At 37.6% G+C, this 22,046-nt stretch carries 20 protein-coding genes; 13 read left to right on the top strand and 7 right to left on the bottom strand.

Annotated elements, in window-relative coordinates; genetic code table 11:
* The first annotated feature begins 25 nt into the window (after positions 1 to 25).
* The 5 genes from ileS to trpS all read left to right on the top strand — a co-directional run bounded on the left by ileS (position 26) and on the right by trpS (position 6,038).
* On the top strand, positions 26 to 3,559 hold the full coding sequence (gene ileS, locus AP75_RS02175) for an isoleucine--tRNA ligase (RefSeq protein ID WP_088263498.1): 3,534 nt from the start codon (positions 26 to 28) through the stop codon (positions 3,557 to 3,559).
* Between the two features lie 76 nt (positions 3,560 to 3,635).
* The gene (locus AP75_RS02170) at positions 3,636 to 4,016 is read left to right on the top strand and encodes a TraR/DksA family transcriptional regulator (protein WP_031501330.1); all 381 of its coding nucleotides are present in this window, start codon (positions 3,636 to 3,638) and stop codon (positions 4,014 to 4,016) included.
* A gap of 93 nt (positions 4,017 to 4,109) precedes the next feature.
* The gene (locus AP75_RS02165) at positions 4,110 to 4,310 is read left to right on the top strand and encodes a DUF2683 family protein (RefSeq protein WP_031501329.1); all 201 of its coding nucleotides are present in this window, start codon (positions 4,110 to 4,112) and stop codon (positions 4,308 to 4,310) included.
* A complete protein-coding gene (locus AP75_RS02160; RefSeq protein ID WP_031501328.1) occupies positions 4,310 to 4,948 on the top strand; it encodes a lipoprotein signal peptidase in 639 nt (212 codons plus the stop codon). Before AP75_RS02165 ends, AP75_RS02160 begins: the two co-directional genes overlap by 1 nt.
* 121 nt (positions 4,949 to 5,069) lie before the next feature.
* Positions 5,070 to 6,038 carry a tryptophan--tRNA ligase gene (trpS, locus tag AP75_RS02155; protein ID WP_088263517.1) on the top strand — a complete coding sequence of 323 codons (969 nt, stop codon included), beginning with the start codon at positions 5,070 to 5,072 and terminating at the stop codon, positions 6,036 to 6,038.
* Between the two features lie 72 nt (positions 6,039 to 6,110).
* On the opposite strand, the gene AP75_RS02150 is transcribed toward trpS, so the two are convergent.
* The 5 genes from AP75_RS02150 to AP75_RS02130 all read right to left on the bottom strand — a co-directional run bounded on the left by AP75_RS02150 (position 6,111) and on the right by AP75_RS02130 (position 10,768).
* On the bottom strand, positions 6,111 to 6,806 hold the full coding sequence (locus AP75_RS02150) for a YjjG family noncanonical pyrimidine nucleotidase (RefSeq protein WP_088263497.1): 696 nt from the start codon (positions 6,804 to 6,806) through the stop codon (positions 6,111 to 6,113).
* A gap of 208 nt (positions 6,807 to 7,014) precedes the next feature.
* Positions 7,015 to 7,605: an RNA polymerase sigma factor gene (locus AP75_RS02145; protein ID WP_031501325.1), complete on the bottom strand. Its 591-nt coding sequence runs from the start codon at positions 7,603 to 7,605 to the stop codon at positions 7,015 to 7,017.
* 177 nt (positions 7,606 to 7,782) lie between these two features.
* Entirely contained in the window at positions 7,783 to 8,271 is a 489-nt protein-coding gene (locus tag AP75_RS02140) for a hypothetical protein (protein WP_088263496.1), read from the bottom strand.
* A gap of 81 nt (positions 8,272 to 8,352) precedes the next feature.
* A complete protein-coding gene (gene metK / locus AP75_RS02135; RefSeq protein ID WP_088263495.1) occupies positions 8,353 to 9,633 on the bottom strand; it encodes a methionine adenosyltransferase in 1,281 nt (426 codons plus the stop codon).
* Between the two features lie 190 nt (positions 9,634 to 9,823).
* The gene (locus AP75_RS02130; RefSeq protein ID WP_031501323.1) at positions 9,824 to 10,768 is read right to left on the bottom strand and encodes a hydrogen peroxide-inducible genes activator; all 945 of its coding nucleotides are present in this window, start codon (positions 10,766 to 10,768) and stop codon (positions 9,824 to 9,826) included.
* A gap of 111 nt (positions 10,769 to 10,879) precedes the next feature.
* On the opposite strand from AP75_RS02130, the gene AP75_RS02125 reads away from it, so the two are divergent.
* The 6 genes from AP75_RS02125 (at position 10,880) to AP75_RS02100 (ending at position 15,911) form a co-directional block, all read left to right on the top strand.
* On the top strand, positions 10,880 to 12,376 hold the full coding sequence (locus AP75_RS02125) for a catalase (protein ID WP_031501322.1): 1,497 nt from the start codon (positions 10,880 to 10,882) through the stop codon (positions 12,374 to 12,376).
* Between the two features lie 102 nt (positions 12,377 to 12,478).
* Complete coding sequence (locus AP75_RS02120; protein ID WP_031501321.1) at positions 12,479 to 13,249, top strand: enoyl-CoA hydratase/isomerase family protein; 771 nt, start codon at positions 12,479 to 12,481, stop codon at positions 13,247 to 13,249.
* Between the two features lie 35 nt (positions 13,250 to 13,284).
* Entirely contained in the window at positions 13,285 to 13,707 is a 423-nt protein-coding gene (locus tag AP75_RS02115) for a deoxycytidylate deaminase (RefSeq protein WP_031501320.1), read from the top strand.
* Positions 13,708 to 13,728: 21 nt separating this feature from the next.
* Entirely contained in the window at positions 13,729 to 14,634 is a 906-nt protein-coding gene (xerD, locus tag AP75_RS02110; RefSeq protein WP_088263494.1) for a site-specific tyrosine recombinase XerD, read from the top strand.
* Complete coding sequence (locus tag AP75_RS02105) at positions 14,635 to 15,144, top strand: NUDIX hydrolase (RefSeq protein ID WP_088263493.1); 510 nt, start codon at positions 14,635 to 14,637, stop codon at positions 15,142 to 15,144.
* Between the two features lie 68 nt (positions 15,145 to 15,212).
* The gene (locus AP75_RS02100) at positions 15,213 to 15,911 is read left to right on the top strand and encodes an RluA family pseudouridine synthase (protein ID WP_031501319.1); all 699 of its coding nucleotides are present in this window, start codon (positions 15,213 to 15,215) and stop codon (positions 15,909 to 15,911) included.
* 88 nt (positions 15,912 to 15,999) lie between these two features.
* On the opposite strand, the gene AP75_RS02095 is transcribed toward AP75_RS02100, so the two are convergent.
* Together AP75_RS02095 and AP75_RS02090 are read right to left on the bottom strand one after the other, a co-directional pair.
* Entirely contained in the window at positions 16,000 to 18,165 is a 2,166-nt protein-coding gene (locus AP75_RS02095) for an outer membrane beta-barrel family protein (protein WP_031501318.1), read from the bottom strand.
* A gap of 124 nt (positions 18,166 to 18,289) precedes the next feature.
* Positions 18,290 to 20,563, bottom strand: a complete 2,274-nt coding sequence (locus tag AP75_RS02090; protein WP_088263492.1) for an aconitate hydratase — start codon at positions 20,561 to 20,563, stop codon at positions 18,290 to 18,292.
* 146 nt (positions 20,564 to 20,709) lie between these two features.
* Between AP75_RS02090 and AP75_RS02085 the strand changes: the two genes are divergently transcribed.
* Both AP75_RS02085 and AP75_RS02080 read left to right on the top strand, forming a co-directional pair.
* The gene (locus AP75_RS02085; RefSeq protein ID WP_051872464.1) at positions 20,710 to 21,138 is read left to right on the top strand and encodes a DUF2752 domain-containing protein; all 429 of its coding nucleotides are present in this window, start codon (positions 20,710 to 20,712) and stop codon (positions 21,136 to 21,138) included.
* A 38-nt stretch (positions 21,139 to 21,176) separates the two neighbouring features.
* Positions 21,177 to 21,905, top strand: coding sequence for a WG repeat-containing protein (locus AP75_RS02080; RefSeq protein WP_031501316.1), 729 nt, complete (start codon positions 21,177 to 21,179; stop codon positions 21,903 to 21,905).
* Positions 21,906 to 22,046 lie beyond the last annotated feature (141 nt).

The following is a 22,046-nucleotide window of genomic DNA, read 5'->3' as shown; positions in this document are numbered from 1 at the left end:
ATCATCCTTATAGAACTGACTGAAAATGAATAAGTTTACCGAATATAAAAATCTAGACCTCACGGCGATTGCTGATGAAGTTTCAAAATTTTGGAATACTCACGAAACCTTTAAGAAATCAGTAGAAACCCGCGCCGGAAAACCGGAATATGTGTTCTACGAAGGACCACCTTCCGCAAACGGAATGCCGGGAATTCACCACGTGATGGCAAGAGCGCTGAAAGATATTTTCTGCCGATACCAAACCCAAAACGGAAAACAAGTTTTTCGAAAAGCTGGTTGGGATACTCACGGTTTACCAATAGAATTGGGCGTTGAGAAAGAATTGGGCATCACCAAAGAAGACATCGGGAAGAAAATTTCGGTCGAAGAATACAATCAGGCTTGTAGAAACGCGGTGATGCGCTACACCGATGTTTGGAACGATTTGACTGAAAAAATCGGTTATTGGGTAGATCTCGAAGATCCTTATATTACCTATGAACCGAAATATATGGAAACCGTTTGGTGGCTTTTGAAGCAACTTTACGACAAAAAATTACTGTACAAAGGTTACACCATACAGCCGTACTCTCCTGCTGCAGGAACAGGTTTGAGCTCCCATGAACTCAACCAACCGGGAACCTATCGTGATGTTTCCGACACCACTGTTGTTGCCCAGTTTAAAGTAAAAAAATTGAGTGATGCGCTACGATCTAAAATTTCGAATCCTGGATCCAAGATAAACACGGATGAAATCGCAGGTGCTACTTGTGGTGGTGTTAATCATTGGGCTGAATTTGACAAAGAAAATCAAGAACCGAATAACAAAAACCAAGGTCCAATTCACATTTTAGCATGGACGACAACTCCTTGGACTTTACCTTCCAACACCGCTTTAGCAGTTGGACGGGATATTGAATATGTTTTGGTGAAAACCTTTAATCAATATACTTTCGAGCCCATTAACATCATTCTTGCGAAAGTTCTTTTGGAGAAGAATTTTGGAAAAAAATACGCAGTAGGAACCGATGAAGATTTCCAAAATTACACAGCAGAATCCAAAGTTATTCCATATCAAATCTTAGCCGAATTCACCGGCGAAGATCTTGCCGGAACCGAATATGAGCAACTGATTCCTTGGTTTTTGCCGGCAGAAAATCCTGAATCAAGCGAAGCGTATCTTGACCGAAGGGAAAAAAATGCTTTCAGAGTAATCATTGGAGATTTCGTTACGACTGAAGACGGAACCGGAATTGTACATATCGCGCCAACTTTTGGTGCAGACGATGCCCGTGTTGCAAAAGAAAACGGAATTTCACCAATGCTTACCAAAGACGAAAACGATAATCTCGTTCCTTTGGTGGATTTGCAAGGAAAATTTATTAAAGGTGGAAACACACCGGAATTATTTGCCGGAAAATATATTAAAAACGAATATTACAACGCAGGAACCGCTCCGGAAAAATCTTGGGATGTGGAACTTGCGATCCTTTTAAAAACGGAGAACAAGGCCTTTAAAGTCGAAAAATATGTTCACAGCTACCCGCATTGCTGGAGAACCGATAAACCTGTTTTGTATTATCCTTTGGATTCTTGGTTTGTGAAAATGACCGCGGTGAAAAACCGTTTGGTAGAACTCAATGAAACCATCAACTGGAAACCTAAATCCACAGGAGAAGGTAGATTTGCCAACTGGCTCGAAAATGTAAATGATTGGAATCTTTCGCGATCCAGATATTGGGGAATCCCTCTTCCGATTTGGCGTAGCGAGGATTTGAAAGAAGAAATCATCATCGGTTCGGTGGAAGAACTGATGAACGAAATCCAAAAATCGATCGAGGCAGGTTTGATGAAAACGAACCCTTTCGAAGGTTTTGAAACCGGTAACATGTCGGAGGAAAACTATGCGAAAATTGATTTGCATAAAAACATTGTGGATGAAATTATTTTGGTTTCAGATTCCGGAAAACCGATGAAACGCGAATCCGACTTGATCGACGTTTGGTTCGACTCCGGTTCGATGCCTTACGCACAATTGCATTATCCATTTGAAAATAAAGAACTTATCGACAACAAAAAAGCATTTCCTGCCGATTTTATTGCGGAAGGAGTTGACCAAACAAGAGGTTGGTTCTACACGCTTCACGCGATTGGAACTTCTGTTTTCGATTCAGTTGCTTACAAAAATGTGATGTCGAATGGTTTGGTGTTGGACAAAAACGGACAGAAAATGTCTAAACGTCTTGGAAACGCGGTAGATCCTTTCGAAACGCTAAAAAAATATGGTCCCGATGCAACGCGTTGGTATATGATTTCGAATGCAAATCCTTGGGAAAATTTGAAATTTGATGTAGAAGGAATTGATGAAGTCCGCAGAAAATTCTTCGGAACCTTGTACAATACATACTCGTTCTTCGCGCTTTATGCGAATGTTGACGAATTTAATTATTCCGAAAAAGATATTGAAAACCGTCCGGAAATCGACCGATGGATTCTTTCTGAACTAAATCTTTTGGTAAAAGATGTTACCGAATTTTACAATGATTACGAACCAACAAAAGTTGCAAGAGCGATCAACAATTTCGTTAATGACAACTTAAGTAACTGGTATGTAAGACTTTGCAGAAGACGTTTCTGGAAAGGAGATTATACCGAAGACAAAATTTCGGCATATCAAACCTTGTACACTTGTCTGGAAACGATTGCTAAAATTTCGGCACCGATTGCACCGTTTTTCATGGATCAACTCTTCCAAGATTTGAACAAAATTACCGGAAAAGATGAAGCTGAATCTGTGCATTTAACGAATTTCCCGGTTGCTGATGAAAGTTTGATCGATCAGGATTTGGTAGAAAAAACACATTTGGCGCAACAAATTACTTCGATGGTTTTCTCTTTAAGAAAGAAAGAAAATATCAAAGTCCGTCAACCTTTGCAAAAAGTAATGATTCCTGTTTTGGATCCGAAAACGGAAGCTCAGATTGTAGCAGTTCCGGAACTCATTAAACAAGAAGTAAACGTAAAAGAATTGGTTCTCATCAATGCTGATGAAGCTTCGCACTTGATTGTGAAACAAATCAAACCGAATTTCAAAACATTAGGTTCAAGACTCGGAAAGGACATGAAAACCGTGGGCGCGGCAATTACTAATTTGACCTCCGCAGAAATTGCTGATTTGGAAAAAGACGGAAAAATGACCATTCAAGGGTACGAAATTACCACAGATGATGTAGAAATCTTCACTAAAGATATTCCGGGATGGACTGTTGCCAACGAAGGGAAAATGACTGTGGCATTGGATTTGACAATAACCGATGACTTGAAAGCGGAAGGAATCGCGAGAGAATTCATCAATAGAGTTCAGAACATCCGAAAAGATAAAGATTTTGAGCTAACAGACAGAATTTCAATTGAATTAGAAGCTAACTCGCCTTTCGAAAAAGAACTTATTAACAATCGTGCATATATTTCGGAAGAAGTATTGTCAGATAAAATAGAAATTGTAAATTCACTTTCAAATTTTGATGAAATTGAAATTGACGACGTGAAATTTAAATTATTGGTAAACAAAGTTTGATGTTAGCAGAGAATTAATGAAGAATCCGAAATTCTTCGTCCTCCCAAAAAACACAAACGATTTCAAACAAAAAAACATGGCAGAAGAAAGACAACGTTACAGCGATAGTGATCTGAAAGAGTTTAAAGAACTTATTCAGCAAAAAATAGAAAAAGCAGAAAAAGATTTAATGCTGATTAGAGAAAGTTTCATCAATGACCAAAATAATGGAACGGATGATACTTCCCCAACCTTCAAAGCATTTGAAGAAGGTGCAGAAACCCTGAGCAAGGAGCAAAATGCAATTTTGGCCGGAAGGCAGGAGAAATTTGTGCGCGATTTGAAAAATGCACTCATCCGTATTGAAAACAAAACGTACGGAATCTGCAGAGTAACCGGAAAACTCATCGGGAAAGAACGATTGAGAGCGGTTCCGCATGCAACCTTAAGTATTGAGGCAAAGAATTTACAAAGATAATATTGTACATTGTATCCCCTAAATTGTGCAAGGCACCCTGTTTTTCAAAGAACATGGTACCTTGTACATTTTATATGTTATAAAAACTAAAAAATGGAATCATTAGTCGTTCATCCAAAAAACCAAATGGAGCTCAATGCCCTAAAAAGCACACTTAAGGAAATGGGAATCCATTTCGAAAAATTTCACACCAGAAACACAAAAACCTCTCCAAGTCAAGACGTAAAAGTTGCCCCGAGAAAAGAGTCGAAACCTGCTAGAAATTTTAAAGACAAACCAAAGAAAGATCTGTAATGAAGAAAATAGCATTAATTACCTTCATCATCCTTTTAATCGATCAGATCTCAAAATTCTATATAAAGACAACTTTTCAGCTCGGCGAGAGTGTCGATATTTTACCTGGTTTCAAACTCACCTTTGTAGAAAATCCGGGAATGGCTTACGGTTTTCATTTCGGTGGATTAATTGGTAAATATTTCCTGGTCATTGTAAGAATATTCTTAATCGGCGGAATGGTTTATCTTTTCAGAAAATGGTTGAAAGAAGGCGCTTCCAACTACCTCATCATCCCAATGGCGATGATTTTTGCCGGCGCTATCGGAAACCTGATCGACGGAATGTTTTACGGAATGATCTTCGACAGCGGAACTGTTTTCGACGAAAGCGTAAACCGCTGGATCGATTATGGCGGAATTTCGAAAGTGGTACCGTTTGGTGAAGGTTATTCGCATTTTATGAAAGGCTGTGTAGTCGATATGTTGCATTTCCCGCTCGTGGACTGGTGGGTTCCTGAAAGCTGGCCCTTAATTGGCGGCAAGCATATTGAGTTTTTCAAATACATCTTTAATGTTGCAGATTCTGCAATTACCGTCGGCGGAATTTTATTGCTGATTTTCAGGAAGAAAGCGTTTCCGGACGGATTTGAACTTTAAGAAAACATTTAATCATATTTGAAACTTCAGCCAATTGTCTGGAGTTTTTTATTTCCCTATTTTTGCTGAGTTTTTTAATCAAGAGCATTACAACAGAAATTTCAACATAGAAATACACAATATGTCAAGAATACTTACCGGAATACAAGCAACAGGAACGCCGCATTTGGGAAATCTTTTGGGCGCAATTATTCCCGCAATCGAACTCTCCAAACAATCTGAAAACGAATCTTTTCTCTTCATCGCCAACATGCATTCTTTAACCCAGATAAAAAATGCTGCTGAACTGAAGAAAAATACATACGAAATTGCGGCTGCGTGGCTTGCATGTGGTCTGGATACGGAAAAGACTTTTTTCTACAGACAAAGCGACATCCCGGAAGTGTGCGAACTTTCTTGGTATCTTGCATGCTTTTTCCCGTATCAAAGACTTACTTTGGCGCATTCTTTTAAAGATAAAGCCGATCGTTTAGATGACGTGAATGCCGGACTTTTCACCTATCCGGTTTTGATGGCTGCAGATATTTTGCTTTACGATGCGGAAGTTGTTCCTGTCGGGAAAGACCAGCTACAACACCTGGAAATGGCACGAGATATGGGCGCAAGATTTAACCATCAAATGGGAGATGTTTTCGTGTTGCCGCAAGCGGAGTTACAAGAAGACACCAAATACGTTCCCGGAACCGATGGAAATAAAATGAGCAAATCGAGAGGAAATATCATCAATATTTTTCTTCCGGAAAAAGAGCTGAAAAAACAGGTAATGGGAATAGAAACCGACTCCAAATCTTTGGAAGAGCCGAAAGACCCGGTAACCGATAAAGTTTTCGCTTTGTATGAACTCATTGCAACTGCAGAACAAACTGAAGTTTTAAGACAAAAATACCTCGCTGGAAATTTCGGGTACGGACATGCTAAAAATGAACTTTTAAGCTTAATTCTCACCAAATACGCTAAGGAAAGAGAACTTTTCAGTTACTACATGAACAATCTTCCGGAGCTGGAACAAAAACTACAAGAAGGTGCCGAAAAAACCAGAAAAATTGCCGCAGAAACTCTGAAAAGAGTAAGAGCAAATTTGGGCATGTAATTTATATACGAATTGCTCAAATTTCACGAATAAAAAACCCTTTCGAACATTGATTCTGAAAGGGTTTTTGTTTTATAATAAGTTTTTAAGTTCAGCTAATTTTTTAATGACTTCCACGCCTTCTGCTTGGTAATTGTCATTGAAAACATCGAAGAAAACCACTTGCAATCCGAAAGATTTTCCACCTTCGACATCCGCGATCCAATCGTCGCCAATCATCATGCTTTCTTCTTTTTTCGCACCGGCTTTGTTCAATGCATATTCGTAAACTTCGCGATGCGGCTTGCGAACATTAATTTCATCAGCACTCGTAATCGTTTCAAAATAATTTTTAATCCCTGAAAGTTCACATTTTCGGTAAGTTACCTCTTTAAAACCATTGGAAAGGATATGAAGTTTATATTTCTTCTCGGAAAGATATTCCAACAAATCGAATGCTCCTTCCACCAGGTCATTGTAATTGAGAATTTCATCAAGAAAATTATCTTCAAAAAGCTGAGCGAGCTCGAGATCATCAATTCCAAAAAACAGGAATGAATCATAAAAGCGATGTTTTCTAAGGTAATCTTTATCAATTTCACCGTCGCGAATTTGCTCCCACAGTCTTTCATTAATAGTGAAATACTCTCGGTGGAAATCTTCAAAATTTAGATTGTATTTTTCGCTTACTTTTTGTCTATTGAAAATGTCTTTCAGGGTAAGATAGGCGTTTCGTCGGTGATCCCAAAGGGTGTTATCGAGATCAAAAAAAATGTGCTGAATTTTCATACAGCACAAATTTAAGTAATTTAAGATTAGTTCTTCGAAACAATTTGGTTTTTACTTTTGGTTTTTAAAACGGAAATGCTTCTGGAATAACTTAATAGAAAATCAATTGTTTTTTTTTGGGGTTTCAAAAGTTTTTCGTTTAAAGTGTCATTTTTTTTCATAGGCGAAAGGTTTTTTTCTTAAAAACGAAAGTTTATTTAAATTATTATTATCGCGTTAAAATAATCTTATTTTCGTCCATTATTTTTCTTAAGTTGATAAGAGCATAACGCACTCTTCCAAGGGTTGTATTAATACTGGTATTGGTTTGTTCTGCGATTTCTTTGAAACTTAAACCATCGAAAAATCTCAACTTGATGACTTCTTGCTGGTTTTCCGGGAGACAAACGAGCATTTTCATTAAATCATTTTGGATTTGCTGGCTCACCAATTTTTCTTCTACATTTTCTTCTTTTCCTGCAATAAGGTCGAATATAGAAAATTCCTCGTTATCGTAAGTAGTTTCCGAAACTTTGGAGTGCTTCGATTTCAAACGGAAATGATCGATGATGAGATTATGGGCAATTCTTTTGGCCCAGAGCATAAATTTACCTTCTTCGTTGTAGCGACCTTCTTTCAGCGTAACAATAATCTTCATGAAAGTATCTTGAAAAATATCATTCGCTAGATCGTCATCCATTAATTTATAAAAAATGAATGAGAAAAGATCTTTTTGATGCCTCTCGATGAGGGTTGCGAGGGCATTTTCGTTTCCCGACTTATATTGTTCGATTAACCAACTATCTGTGTTTGTGTACATAATTTTCTTCTTTTTTCACTCGAATTTAAAATCCCAATTTATAATTAGGTCATCTTAATGATCGGTCTATTTCAAGAAGTACAGCTTTAATCGATAGCAATTATTTTTTATAGGGTGTAAAATTAGTAAAAAAGTTAATCCTTTGTTAGAAAATTCGATAATTTTAGTAGAAACTCATTATTTCAGTAAATCATTCAACATTACAAGCGGTAAATTGAGGGTAAAATTAAAATTGAAACCTTTCAATTCTTTGCGATTAATCCCCGATTTATCGATAGGAAAAGCGTATCCTCCGGTAAGATCGATAAGTCCAAACATGGAGACTCCTATTTTTGGAGCGGCATATTTGGTGGTAACTTCAGTTCCGGCCAAGAAATAATAGGAATGATAAATATCCACATTTCTTTCAAAATTAATCAAGATATCACCTTGCACTTTGGGCAAAATTGCAAATTCTTTGTTTACAGAACCCATCATTGCAGCAGCACCCATACGATAAATTACATCATCATTATTCAAAAAAAGTAATCTTCCACCAATTTCCCCAAAGCTTTGATTTTGATAAACATATCCGGCATGAAGCATTTTATGGATCGTCATTTGACCTTTCGCAAAAGCCGTTGAAAGAAACACCATCAAAATTGAAAAAGCCAAAATTTTCTTCATAAACTCATTTATTTCGCGGTAAAGTTAAAAAAAACTGCTTTATCGTTTTGAATAAAGCAGTTTAAATATTTTTTAAAAAAATTACAATCCGAATTCTTTTTTGATTTCGTCAACTTTGTCTAGTTTTTCCCACGTGAAAAATTCCAGGTCGTCAATAATTTTTTGGTTACTTTTTCCTTTATTAAAAGTTTTACTTCCAACATAATACTCTCTTCCCATGTGGCCGTATGAAGCAGTTTCCTGATAGATAGGATTTCTTAATTTCAAGTTTTGCTCGATGGCATACGGTCTCAAATCAAATATGTTTTTCAGTTTTTCTGCAATTTCTCCATCGGTAAGGTTTACTTTCGCAGTTCCGTTGGTACTGATGAAAAGTCCGCACGGTTCTGCCACACCAATCGCGTAAGAAACTTGTACCAAGACCTCATCTGCAACTCCTGCAGCAACTAAGTTTTTAGCAATATGTCTTGTCGCATAGGCCGCACTTCTGTCCACTTTTGACGGATCTTTTCCGGAAAACGCCCCACCTCCGTGAGCGCCTTTACCGCCATAAGTGTCTACAATAATTTTCCTACCTGTCAAGCCAGTGTCTCCATGCGGACCTCCGATAACAAATTTTCCGGTTGGGTTGATGTGATATTTAATCTGATCGTTGAAAAGTTCCTGAATTTCCAATTTCTGCAAATCTTTAACTTTAGGAATTAGAATTTCGATGATATCTTTTTTGATTTTAGCGAGCATCGCTTCCTCACTTCCGAAATCGTCATGCTGTGTTGAAACTACGATAGAATCTATTCTGATAGGTTTGTGATCATCCGAATATTCAATCGTAACTTGTGATTTTGCATCCGGACGAAGATATTTAATGGCATTATTTTCTCTTCTTAAAACCGAAAGTTCTTTCAAGATAGTATGCGCCAGATCCAATGCAAGAGGCATATAATTTTCGGTTTCGTTGGTTGCATAACCAAACATCATTCCTTGATCACCAGCTCCTTGTCCGTTGGCTTTGGTTTCGAAATCAGCATTTTCATCAGTTCTGTCAACCCCCTGATTGATGTCCTGAGATTGCTCATGAATTGCGGAAATTACTCCACAAGAATCACCATTGAACATATATTCGCCTTTGGTATAGCCAATTTCGTTGATTACTTTTCTGGCAATATCCTGCACATCAAGATAAGCTTCCGATTTCACTTCTCCCGCCAAAACTACTTGTCCGGTTGTTACCAAGGTTTCGCAAGCAACTTTTGAATTGGGATCGTAAGCTAGAAAATTATCAATCAGCGCATCAGAAATTTGATCTGCAATTTTGTCAGGATGTCCTTCTGAAACAGATTCAGACGTAAATAAGTATGACATTTCTTTTGTATTTTATTAATTAAAAAATAAAGAAAATAGGAAATGATTACAAAAGAAACTAAAATAGAAATTCTGTTTTAGCATTTTTTATGGAGGTTGCAATCAGTTCAAATTTTTCCTCATGAAATTTTATTCGACTGCAAATTTAAAGAGTATTTATTGAAAAGCAAAATTTATTTCATGAATAAAATTATTGAGGTTTTACGCTGACGAAATCTTCGGGATTTTGGTTATAATTAAATTTCGTATTCAGCGAATTTTGAAGTGATTGCGTCATTTCGTCCAAAATTTTCTGCTTATAAGTCGGTTTGTAATAAATCAAGCTGATTTCTCTAAAAGGAAACGGCTTTCGGAATCTGGAAATTTTCGATTTTTGTTCTTCGGATAGTTGAGGAATCGCCAACTCTGGAAGAATAGTAATTCCACCCACTTTATCTACCATTTGTATTAAGGTATTGATATTTGACGCCAAAAATTCCAGATTTTTTGGTTTCAGCGAATTTTCTTTGAGCATGCAGATATTTTCGAACTGCGTACGCAGGCAATTCCCTTCTTCGAGGAGCCAAACTTTGTTGCTGTCGATATCTTCAGGAACAACAAAAGAATCTTTCCTCAAATCTTCCGACGAGTAAATCATCAATTCTTCATTAAATAGAAACTGTTGGTAAAACTCAGAAGCCGCATCGTAAGGAGTCGCGATAATTCCGGCATCCAACTCCCCGGATTTTAAAGCTTTGATAATGCTATCGGTAGTCATTTCCTTCACATTCAGTTCAATTTTTGGGTGAGTTTGAAGAAAATCAAAAATTTCTGAAGGAAGAATAAAACTAGAAATCGTGGGGATAATTCCGAGGTTTAATTTCCCCGCCAAAACATTATTAAGAAGATTCGCTTTATTTTTCAGTTCATTTACAGCATCAATCACTCTTTTGGATTCTTCGATAATTTGCACCCCCACATCGGTGGTTCGAATTGGGTGCGTAGTTCGATCAAAAACCTTCACATCCAGTTCGTCTTCAAACTTCTGTATCATCGCACTGAGCGTGGGCTGTGTAATAAAGCAAGCTTGTGCTGCCTTTCCGAAATGTTTATATTTATCAACTGCGATAAGATATTCTAATTGCTGAATGTTCATCTGATTAATTTTATCTATTACAAATATACTTATGTTTTCTTTAATTTAACCAAAAAGCAAGAGATTCCTCTGCGGAATTTCATAAATTTGTTAACCTAAAAAATAGAAAAAATGGAATTTAAAAAACTCACCTCAAGCTCAGGAGCACCATATTTTGAACATGAAGATTCACAAACCGTTGGCGCGAGAGGCCCTGTTTTGCTACAAGATTTTATTTTACAGGAAAATTTAGCGCATTTTGTACGCGAAAGAATCCCGGAAAGAATTGTTCATGCAAAAGGCAGCGGCGCTTACGGAAAATTCACTGTTACCCATGATATTTCTAAATATACGAAGGCAAAATTATTTTCGAAAGTAGGAAACGAATGTAAAATTTTTGCCCGATTCTCCACCGTGGGAGGCGAAAAAGGCAGTGCTGATACTGAAAGAGATCCGCGAGGTTTTGCCTTAAAATTTTACACAGAAGATGGAAATTGGGATCTAGTAGGAAATAACACGCCGGTTTTCTTCATCAAAGATGCTAAAAAATTCCCCGATTTTATTCATACCCAAAAAAGAGTTCCGAAAACAAATCTGAAAAGCGCTACAATGATGTGGGATTTCTGGAGTTTGAATCCGGAATCGCTTCACCAAGTTCTCATTTTGATGTCTGATCGCGGAACGCCTTATGGATACAGACATATGCACGGTTTTGGATCGCATACTTTTTCAATGATTAATGCCGAAAATGAAAGAGTTTGGGTAAAATTCCATTTCAAAACCAAGCAACAAATTAAAAATTTCACCAATGATGAAGCCGTGAAAATGAAAGGTGAAAATCCAGATTTCGCACAAGAAGATTTGGTAAACGCTATCGAAAACGGCGATTTCCCAAAATGGACCATGTACATCCAGGTTATGACCGAAGAACAAGCCAAAGAATTCCGTTGGAATCCTTTTGATGTAACGAAAGTTTGGTTTCAAAACGAATTCCCATTAATTGAAGTGGGCGAAATGGAACTTAACGAAATCCCGAATAATTACTTTGCTCATGTGGAACAGTCCACTTTTTCACCAAGCAATTTGATTAATGGAATTAGTTTTTCACCAGATCGAATGTTGCAAGGAAGATTGTTCTCTTATCGTGATGCGCATCGCTATAGAGTTGGGGTAAATTCCCATCAATTGGAAGTAAACCGTTGTCCGTTTGCTGTCAACAATTACCAACGAGACGGATATATGGCAGATTCGAGCGGCTATAAAGATGCACCAAATTATTACCCGAACAGTTTCGATGAAATCAAACCCGATTCCGCTTATAAAAACTTCGAATATGATTTAGACAATACCACTGTAGCTAATTTCAACAGGAACGAAAACGATGACGATCACTACACCCAACCGGGTTTATTGTACACCAAAGCAATGAATCCTCAGGATCGCGAAAATCTGGTTTCTAATATTATTGGATCGATGAAAGGAATTAGTGGTCCAAAAAAAGAAGAAATTATCAATCGACAACTTTGCCATTTTTTCAGAGCGAATATTGAACTCGGAATGAAAATCGCGATGGGATTGCAAGTGAATATTGATATGAATATGATGAACCATTCTAAATCACCTGAATAATTTATTTAAAAATTCATTAAAAATAAGAATCGTGCGTATTCATTTTTTATTCCTAGATAAAAATTTGCTAATTTGCACAGTAAGAAATAATCATTTGTCAGTATGAATTACCAAAATATCATCGTAGAAGCGGAAGGAAAGATAGCAACCGTTATCATCAATCGACCGCAAAGTTTAAATGCCCTTAATTCACAAACAATTCAGGAATTAAGCGATGCATTTTCTGAATTAGAAGCAGATAAAAATATTCGAGCAATCATCCTGACTGGAAGTGGCGAGAAATCTTTCGTAGCGGGTGCCGACATTAAGGAATTTTCGGATTTCGGAACTGCAGCTGCTGAAGAATTAGCAAGAAAAGGACAATCGATTCTTTTTGATAAAATTGAAAATCTCAGCAAACCAGTAATAGCGGCGGTGAACGGATTTGCATTAGGTGGAGGATTAGAGTTGGCTATGGCTTGCCACATCCGATACGCCTCGGAAAATGCAAAGTTGGGATTACCAGAAGTTACTTTAGGGTTGATTCCCGGTTACGGTGGCACACAAAGACTACCAAAGCTGGTCGGGAAAGGTTTTGCTAACGAATTAATCCTTTCTGCAAAGATGATTCCTGCGCAAAGAGCGAAAGAAATCGGATTGGTAAACGAGGTTTTTAGTTTGGAAGATCTTTTATCAAAAACAAAAGAATTGGCCACATTGATTTCACAAAATTCGCCATTGGGAATTGCAAAAGCGATTGCTGCAGTGAATCTAGCTTATACCGACAAAGGCTTTGAGACCGAAATAAAATCTTTCGGAGAGCTCTTCGAAATGGAAGATAAAAAAGAAGGAGTGGCTGCGTTTTTGGAAAAAAGAAAACCTTCTTTTAAATAAACCGCATTAATAATAAATTTAGAAATAAACAATTTTTGGAACCAACGAAATTCGATAAGGCTTACCTGAAAATGGCTATGGAATGGGCGAAACTCTCCTATTGCGAAAGAAAAAAGGTAGGCGCATTAATTGTAAAAGACCGAATGATTATCTCCGATGGGTATAATGGAACACCATCTAGCTTCGACAACTGCTGCGAAGACGGAGCCGGAAAAACGCATTGGTTTGTCCTTCACGCGGAAGCGAATGCTATCCTGAAACTCGCAGGTTCCACACAATCTGCAAAGGACTCCACGCTATACCTAACCTTGTCTCCATGCAAGGAGTGTAGCAAATTGATTCTGCAAGCTGGTATCAATAGAGTTGTTTTTACAGATAATTATTCCGATAATGACGGAATCAACTTCTTGAAAAACCATGGAATTGAAATTGTAAAAATTCCGAAAGAAAATTTATAAAAAACTAAACACCATAACACAATGACTTGGGATGAAAAAATTAAAGATTTTGAAAATTTCCTGAGGTTTGAAAGAAATTTCTCTGAAAACACACTTGACGCCTACCTTCGAGATATCAAAAAACTCCGCGATTACTGCGAACTAGAACTCGAAAATACGGGGCCACTGGAAATTACTTACGACCATATTCAGGAGTATATTTTTCAACGTTCAAAGCTTAAATTCAGTGAGAGATCACAGGCAAGATGGATTTCCTCAATCAAAGCTTTTTTTAAATATCTTGTGGACGATGAGGTGCGAACCGACAATCCTGCAACGCTGATCGAAGGCCCGAAACTTGGTCTTTATCTTCCGGATACTTTAAGTTTCGAAGACGTCAACAGAATTATTAAAGCCATTGATTTATCGACGGATTTAGGGAAAAGAAATCAATGCATGATCGAGGTTTTGTACGGTTGCGGTCTGCGTGTTTCCGAATTAATTGACCTTAAAATTTCGAATATCAACTTCAAAGAATCTTACCTAAAAGTGGATGGAAAAGGCGACAAATCGCGTTTTGTTCCGTTGGCAACTTACACCTCAACATTAATCAAAGATTATATCCGCGAAGTTCGATCGAAATATAAAATCAATAAAAAATGTGACGATATCCTCTTCCTCAACAGCCGTGGATCCGCGATGTCGCGGGTAATTGTTTTCATTATCATCAAAGAACTCACCGAAAAAGCAGGCATCAACAAGAAAATCTCTCCGCACACTTTCCGGCATTCATTTGCCACCCATCTTTTGCAAAATGGTGCCGATTTGCGATACATTCAGGAAATGTTGGGACACTCAAGTATTACAACAACCGAAATCTATACGCATCTGAAAAACGAAGAACTTCGGGACGTGATTCTTAATTATCATCCTAGAAATAAATCATAAATGAAGGATCTCAAATTTTGTCCGAAATGTGGGCAACAAAGCCTGAAATGGGATGGCGAAAAAAAATGGAACTGTTCGGAATGCGACTTTATTCTTTTTCATAATGTTGCAGGTGCAGTTGCCGTTTTGGTAAAAAATGGTGATGAAATCCTGTTCACACGCAGAAACCAAGAACCCAAAAAAGGAAAACTCGATTTAGCCGGTGGCTTTGTGGATCCAAAAGAAAGTGCTGAGGAAACTTGTGTTCGAGAACTTTTTGAAGAAATGAAGCTTAATGTTGATATTTCTCAATTGAAATACTTGGCCTCATTGCCGAATATTTACGAATATAAAAACATCATTTACAACACTTTAGATTTATTTTACGAATACCATATATCAGAAAAATTCGAAGTGAATCTGGAAATTTCGGAAATTTCCGAAGCTGTTTGGCTTCATAAAGAACAAATCAATCTGGACGATATTGCGTTCGATTCTCAAAGAAAATTTTTAGAGAAATACTTGAAGTAAAACATACAAAGGGGAGAGAATTTCAATTCTCTTTTTTTGTTGTAATTTTAGAACCCGAAAAATCATCCATGCGCGAATCTGCCAATTCTATCGATCAACAAATTGTTTTTGAAGACAATCACCTGCTTATCATTAATAAAAAAGCCGGACAACTTGTTCAAGGCGACAAAACTGGCGATGCTTCGCTGCTCGATTTGATCAAAGATTTCATAAAAAAAAGAGACCAAAAACCCGGAAATGTTTTCCTCGGACTCGTTCACCGTATCGACCGACCTACTTCCGGATTGGTGATTTATGCGAAAACGTCTAAAGCTTTGACGAGACTTACGCAAATGGTGAAAAATCGAGAAATCAAGAAAACGTATTGGGCCGTTGTACAGAAAACCACGATTCCGCAAAGCCAAAGGCTGGTTCATTATTTACAAAAAAACGAGAAAACCAACAAAGCGACAGTTTTCATCAAACCAACTGATAACGCAAAAGAGTCGATTCTTAATTACCAAATCATCAAAGTTCTTGATAATTTCCAACTACTCGAAATCGATTTAGAAACCGGAAGACATCACCAAATTCGTGCGCAACTTTCTAAAATTGGCGCTGCGATAAAGGGCGATTTAAAATATGGTGCAGCCCGATCCAATCCCGATGGCGGAATACATCTTCACGCAAGAAAGTTAGAATTCACGCATCCCGTAACGAAAGAAAATTTAGAAATCACGGCGCCCGTTCCGCAGAATGATGCGGTTTGGAAAGCGTGTGAAGGTTGATCATTATGTTTAAAAATTGAACAGAATGAAAAAAAGTTGGAGAAATTTCTCCAACTTTTAAACTTTTCATTATAAAATAATTCTAAAATTACTGTCCTGAATTCATAATGCCGCCATTGTCTTCTTTTTTATCCTGGTTCAGCATGTTGGGTGCCTCTTTAGCAAGTTTGTTTTTTGTAGGAATTTTATAGTTTACGGAGAATCCGAAATTTCGTGAATCCATTTTGTTCGAAAGAACAGGATAAGGCTGTCTGAAAACCGAACGGAAAGCCATTTGTTGTCCGTTGAAAATATCATTCGCAAACACTGAAACATTCAGCCTGTCCTTCATGAATTTTTTTGAAACCGTAATGTCCACGTTATTTCCGACAGGTTTTACGGCTTCGTAATAATAGTAGTTTCCTTTGGCAGGAAGAACGAAATAATTGATGGCCAATTTTACATCTTTCGGCAGTATAAACTGGGAATTGATGTTGAACATCAAAAATCCTTTGGTTTTCAAATCCGGGATAATGTGTTTCTGATAAGCCGCGTACAAATAAATAAAGTTGATTTTATCCGGATTAAAGTTAAACTTCATGATTTCGCTTAGCGGTTTACTGAAAATCATCAGCGGAATCGGTAAACCCAAATTAAAGTTCTGAATTGTCATTTCCGAAATATTCATCTGTCTGTTCAGTATATAATCGTTGGTTTTTCCTGTGTCCGGATCGGTTTCCGTTTCTCTCGTCATAATCTGCATGACCTGATTTTTAGCCACGTTTACATTGTAACCGATAAAGGCATAATCAAACGCTGAAATTTTGATTTCATAATTATCAAAAATTGTTGGCTGAAGATTGGGATTTCCGGCAGTGGTGGAATTACCGTTCTGATAGGTGGTGTTATTCGGATTCAGTGCTGAAATACTAGGCAAATTAATTTTCTTGTTGTAATTCAAAGCCAAATAAATCCTCGGCATAAAGCTGTACTGAATACTTGCGTTCGGGAACAGCTTAAATTTTTTGAAAGGCGTTAAATTATCGGTATGAACAACATTGAGCGAGTCTTTGTAGCTTGTAATTCCAGAAATATCATAATCTTCAGCTCTTGTTCCCAACGTGAAATCAAACTTTTTCAGTTTGGCCTGCAATTCTACGTAACTTGAAGCAGTTTGTCTTTGATAATCGAGGTTGGTAAAACCGAAACTTTGGGTATCAAACTTCTGCATTTCATATAAACCACCAATGCTGATTTTCCCCTCATCTAAAATTTTCACCGCCTGAGAATAATCTACTTTAAAGGTAGAAACATTCATATCCGATTCATTTTCAAGCGTGTTGGTGTTGAAATTTCTGCTGAACTGAGAAAAATCAGACTTAGAGTTACTGTAATTATATTTGAAATCCAACTTCTTTGCTTTGTCGGCAAATCTTTTCTGATAAGTTACAACAGCTTCGTTGCGCCAGTTTAAAGTTGCAGCATCATCTTCGCGAGTGTAAGGATTTCCAAAATAAGTTCCTTTTCCTAAAGTGTAATTATCGTTGTTGTTGTGAAAAATATCGTAGTTCAATAAAATTCGGTCAAGTCCAAGGTCAAAAGTCATGGCTGCTTTGGCAAAATACCCTCTTCTGATACCGTCTGTGTAAGTGGAGGAAAGATCATCCAAATTTCCCAACATCATATTTTCGCGGTAGTTTTGTCCTACATTCAGCTGCCATCCGAAAAATTTATTTTTCGCATTTAAACTTAAAGAATTGTTGGTTCTGCTTCTGTATTTATCGTAATTGGTAAAACTATAATTCCCTGAATACGTTGCAGATAAATAATTTTTTGCAGATTTTGAAGTGATGATATTCAGAATTGCACCTCCCGATGTTGCAGGAAATTCTGCGCCGGGTTGTGTAATGATTTCAATTCTCTCAACCGCGTTTGCAGGCATTCCATCTAAAAATCCCTGAAGTTCGTTACTTGAAATATTTAGCGGACGTCCATCCATAAAAACCGCTAACAGTTTTCCCTGATACATCATTCCGGCAATGTCGGTTACCACCAATCCCGGAAGTTTTTTTACACCTTCCATTAAAGTTCCGGAGTTCAGCGTTGGCTGTTCCGAAAAATCAAAAATGGTACGGTCGGCTTTCTGTTCCACCGCTTTTTTGGTCGCGGTTATCGTTACACCTTCAATTTGGGTTTCTTTTTCGGTTTTGGGTTTCTGCTGTGCAAGAGTGAAAACTGATGCTGCGAGTGAAAGTACAAATAAACTTTTCTTCATGTTTACAATTTAGGTGGGCAAAAATAGGTTAAATATTTAGTAGAGAAAACATGATACTTGTTACACTTGCAAAAGAAAACCGCTCATTTCTGAACGGTTTCAATATTTAAATTTTTAAAAAGTGTTAAGAATTTTTCGCTTCTTCAGCTATAAGATTCAAAGCAGAACCTGCTTTAAACCAACCGATTTGCTGCTCATTGTATGTATGATTTGCAACAACAGTATCTTTGCTTCCATCAGCATGAACAAACTCTAAAGTCAAAGGTTTTCCCGGAGTAAACTGATCTAAATCAAGAAAGTTTACGGTATCATCCTCCTGAATTTTATCGTAATCTGCTTTGTCAGCGAAAGTCAAACCAAGCATTCCCTGTTTTTTCAAATTTGTCTCGTGGATACGTGCGAAGGATTTTACCAAAACGGCTTTCACGCCCAGATGTCTTGGTTCCATTGCAGCGTGCTCTCTTGAAGAACCTTCGCCGTAATTTTCGTCGCCCACAACAATTGAAGGAACTCCGGCTGCTTTGTACGCTCTTGCAACAGCAGGAACTTCGCCATATTCTCCAGTTAACTGATTTTTAACTTTATTGGTTTCCATGTTGAAAGCATTTACAGCGCCGATCAACATATTGTTGGAAATATTATCCAAGTGACCACGGTATTTCAACCAAGGACCTGCCATAGAAATATGGTCGGTAGTACATTTTCCGAAAGCTTTAATTAATACTTTAGCACCCGTAATGTTTTTTCCATCCCAAGGTTCGAAAGGTTTCAACAATTGAAGTCTGTCGGAAGTAGGTGAAACAATTACCTGCACATTAGAACCGTCTTCAGATGGAGCCTGATAACCGTTGTCGTCCACTGCAAAACCTTTTGCAGGAAGTTCCGAACCTTTTGGCTCGTCCAATTTGATTTGCTCTCCGTTTTGGTTAGTTAAAGTATCTGTGATTGGGTTAAAATCTAATCTACCCGAAATTGCAACAGCTGCAACCATTTCAGGGGAAGCTACGAAAGCGTGGGTATTTGGGTTACCATCAGCTCTTTTTGCAAAGTTTCTGTTGAATGAATGAATTATGGAGTTTTTCTCGCCTTTCTCAGCGCCTTCTCTATCCCACTGTCCGATACATGGACCGCAAGCATTGGTAAAGATTCTCGCAGATTCGAATTTTCTGAAAGAATCCAGGAAACCATCCCTTTCAGCAGTGAATTTCACTTGCTCCGAACCAGGGTTGATTCCTAAGATTGCTTTTGGTTTAACACCTTTAGCAACAGCATCTTCAACGATAGAAGCTGCTCTGGAAAGATCTTCGTAAGACGAGTTGGTACAGGAACCGATCAAAGCCCATTCTACATCAAGTGGCCATCCGTTTGCTTCGGCTTTTGCTCTGAATTCTGCAACAGGCGTCGCCAAATCCGGAGTAAAAGGTCCGTTCAAATGTGGTGTCAGTTCAGAAAGGTTGATTTCAATTACTTGGTCAAAATATTGTTCAGGATTTGCATAAACTTCTGCATCTCCTGTTAAGTGTTCTGCAATTTTATCCGCTGCATCTACGACATCTTGCCTTCCGGTTGCTGCTAAATATCTTCTCATCGAATCGTCATAACCGAAAGTAGAAGTTGTAGCACCTATTTCAGCACCCATATTACAGATGGTACCTTTACCAGTAGCAGAAAGGTTTTCAGCACCTTCACCGAAATATTCTACGATGCAACCTGTACCACCTTTTACGGTTAAAATTCCGGCAACTTTTAAGATAACATCTTTTGCAGAAGTCCATCCGTTGAGTTTACCAGTCAATTTTATCCCGATTAATTTAGGCATTTTAAGTTCCCAAGCCATTCCAGCCATCACGTCAACTGCATCTGCACCACCAACACCTATGGCAACCATTCCTAAACCACCCGCGTTTACGGTATGAGAGTCGGTTCCAATCATCATTCCACCTGGAAAAGCATAGTTTTCTAGAACTACTTGGTGAATAATCCCCGCTCCCGGTTTCCAGAAACCGATTCCGTATTTATCACAAACAGAGCTTAAGAAATTGAATACTTCAGAGTTTTTGTTGATACCTTCTTGCAAATCCGCTTCGGCACCTACTCTAGCTTGAATAAGGTGATCCGCGTGTGCTGTAGAAGGAACTGCAACTTTCTTTTTTCCGGCCTGCATAAACTGCAAAAGTGCCATTTGAGCCGTTGCATCCTGCATTGCCACTCTGTCCGGAGCGAAATCTACGTAGGAGTTTCCTCTTTCATAACTTTGGGTTGGATTCCCTTCCCAAAGGTGAGTGTAAAGAATTTTTTCTGATAATGTAAGAGGTTTACCCACTACTTCACGTGCTTTCGCAACTCTTTCTGGGTAACGCTCATACACTTTTCTGATCATATCAATGTCAAAAGTCATATTCGTATATTTTTTGTTTAAAATTAAGAAGTTCAAAAATACGAATTTTTACATTTAATGATGACTAAAATCATTTAGATTTAATATAAATATGATGCTTTTCATCTATTTTTTTATTATTTTTAGAAAAATTTTAATTAAAATTTTTGGAAACAAGGGATTCTGCGAATCAAAACCAGTCGGGCGCCTTATCTTTCATCATGATGAAGAAACACTTAACATTAGCAGTATTTGCTCTGATTTTCATTGGTTTGGGAGTTGTTTTTTACAGCTTTAATCCTCAGAACAGCAGCTATTTTTGGAAGTGTCCGATATATTATTTCACAGGATATCTCTGTCCCGGATGTGGTTCCCAAAGGGCGATTCATGAATTATTGCACTTGAATATCAAAAAAGCATTTGAATATAATGCACTGTTCGTCACTGTAACACCATACGTTATTTTAGCAATTGTATTGAATACCAAACCGCTTCGCAATTATTTTCCCAAAACCCGAAAGTTATTCTTCAATCCGCAAGCAATCCTCGTTCTTTTGGGAATCGCAGTGGTTTTTTCCGTTTACAGAAATATTTAAATGCTTATTTTTGGCTTTAAGTTTGCAAAAAGATTTTCATGAAATATCTGTTTAGCCTCTTTTTTTGTTGTTTCGTTGTGCTGGTTTTTGCCCAGAAAAAAAATCTTCATCAAAAAACAGTTGTGGTGAAAACCAATCCGGATCTTGTTAAAATTAATGACTCAATTCCCGCATTGATTCCTCAAAAAAACAATGGAAAATACGGCTTTATCAATCAAAAAGGAAAAGTCATTATTGCCCATCAATACAGCAATGTCGGCTTTTTTACCGAAGACTGCAACTTGCTGAATTCTCCGAACGAAAAAGTCCGAAAATACGGCTCCAACAAATATGCATCGGTGCGGATCAACAACTTGGATTTCCGGATTGATAGAAGCGGAAAGCGGGTTTACCTATACAAAAACAGCGATTTGGGAAAATGCAGTTTGCCTTATGTTACCCAACTTTTTCATGCCTACATTCTCAACAATTCTTACGGGATTATCGAAGATTCAAAGTTTGAAAACCCCGGGGACTATCGGCAGTTCACAATTTATCCGCAATACAATTACCTGCACATTTTGGAGGGCGACGATTTGAAAAACCCAATGATTGTTGCATCCAAGAATAATAAATTCGGGGTGATCGATGTGAACAATAAGGTCATCATCCCTTTTGAATACAATGATATCAAACGGAATTTCAGCTGGAAATTCGCACGATTATTCGAAGTAACTAAAGACGGAAAAAATTATTTTTACATTGATGTCAATAATAATGCATATTAATTAAAAATATTGTATTTTCGCTGACGAAACTAAAGGGGTGCTGTAAAAGGCTGAGATTACACCCAATGAACCTGGAACAGGTAATGCTGTTTAGGGACGCGTTGCAAATGTAGCAATGTGAGAATATAGCAGTTTGCCAAT

This window comes from Kaistella haifensis DSM 19056 (genome assembly GCF_000735695.2).
GTDB lineage: Bacteria > Bacteroidota > Bacteroidia > Flavobacteriales > Weeksellaceae > Kaistella > Kaistella haifensis.
This window is presented reverse-complemented; position numbering and strand designations above follow the sequence as displayed.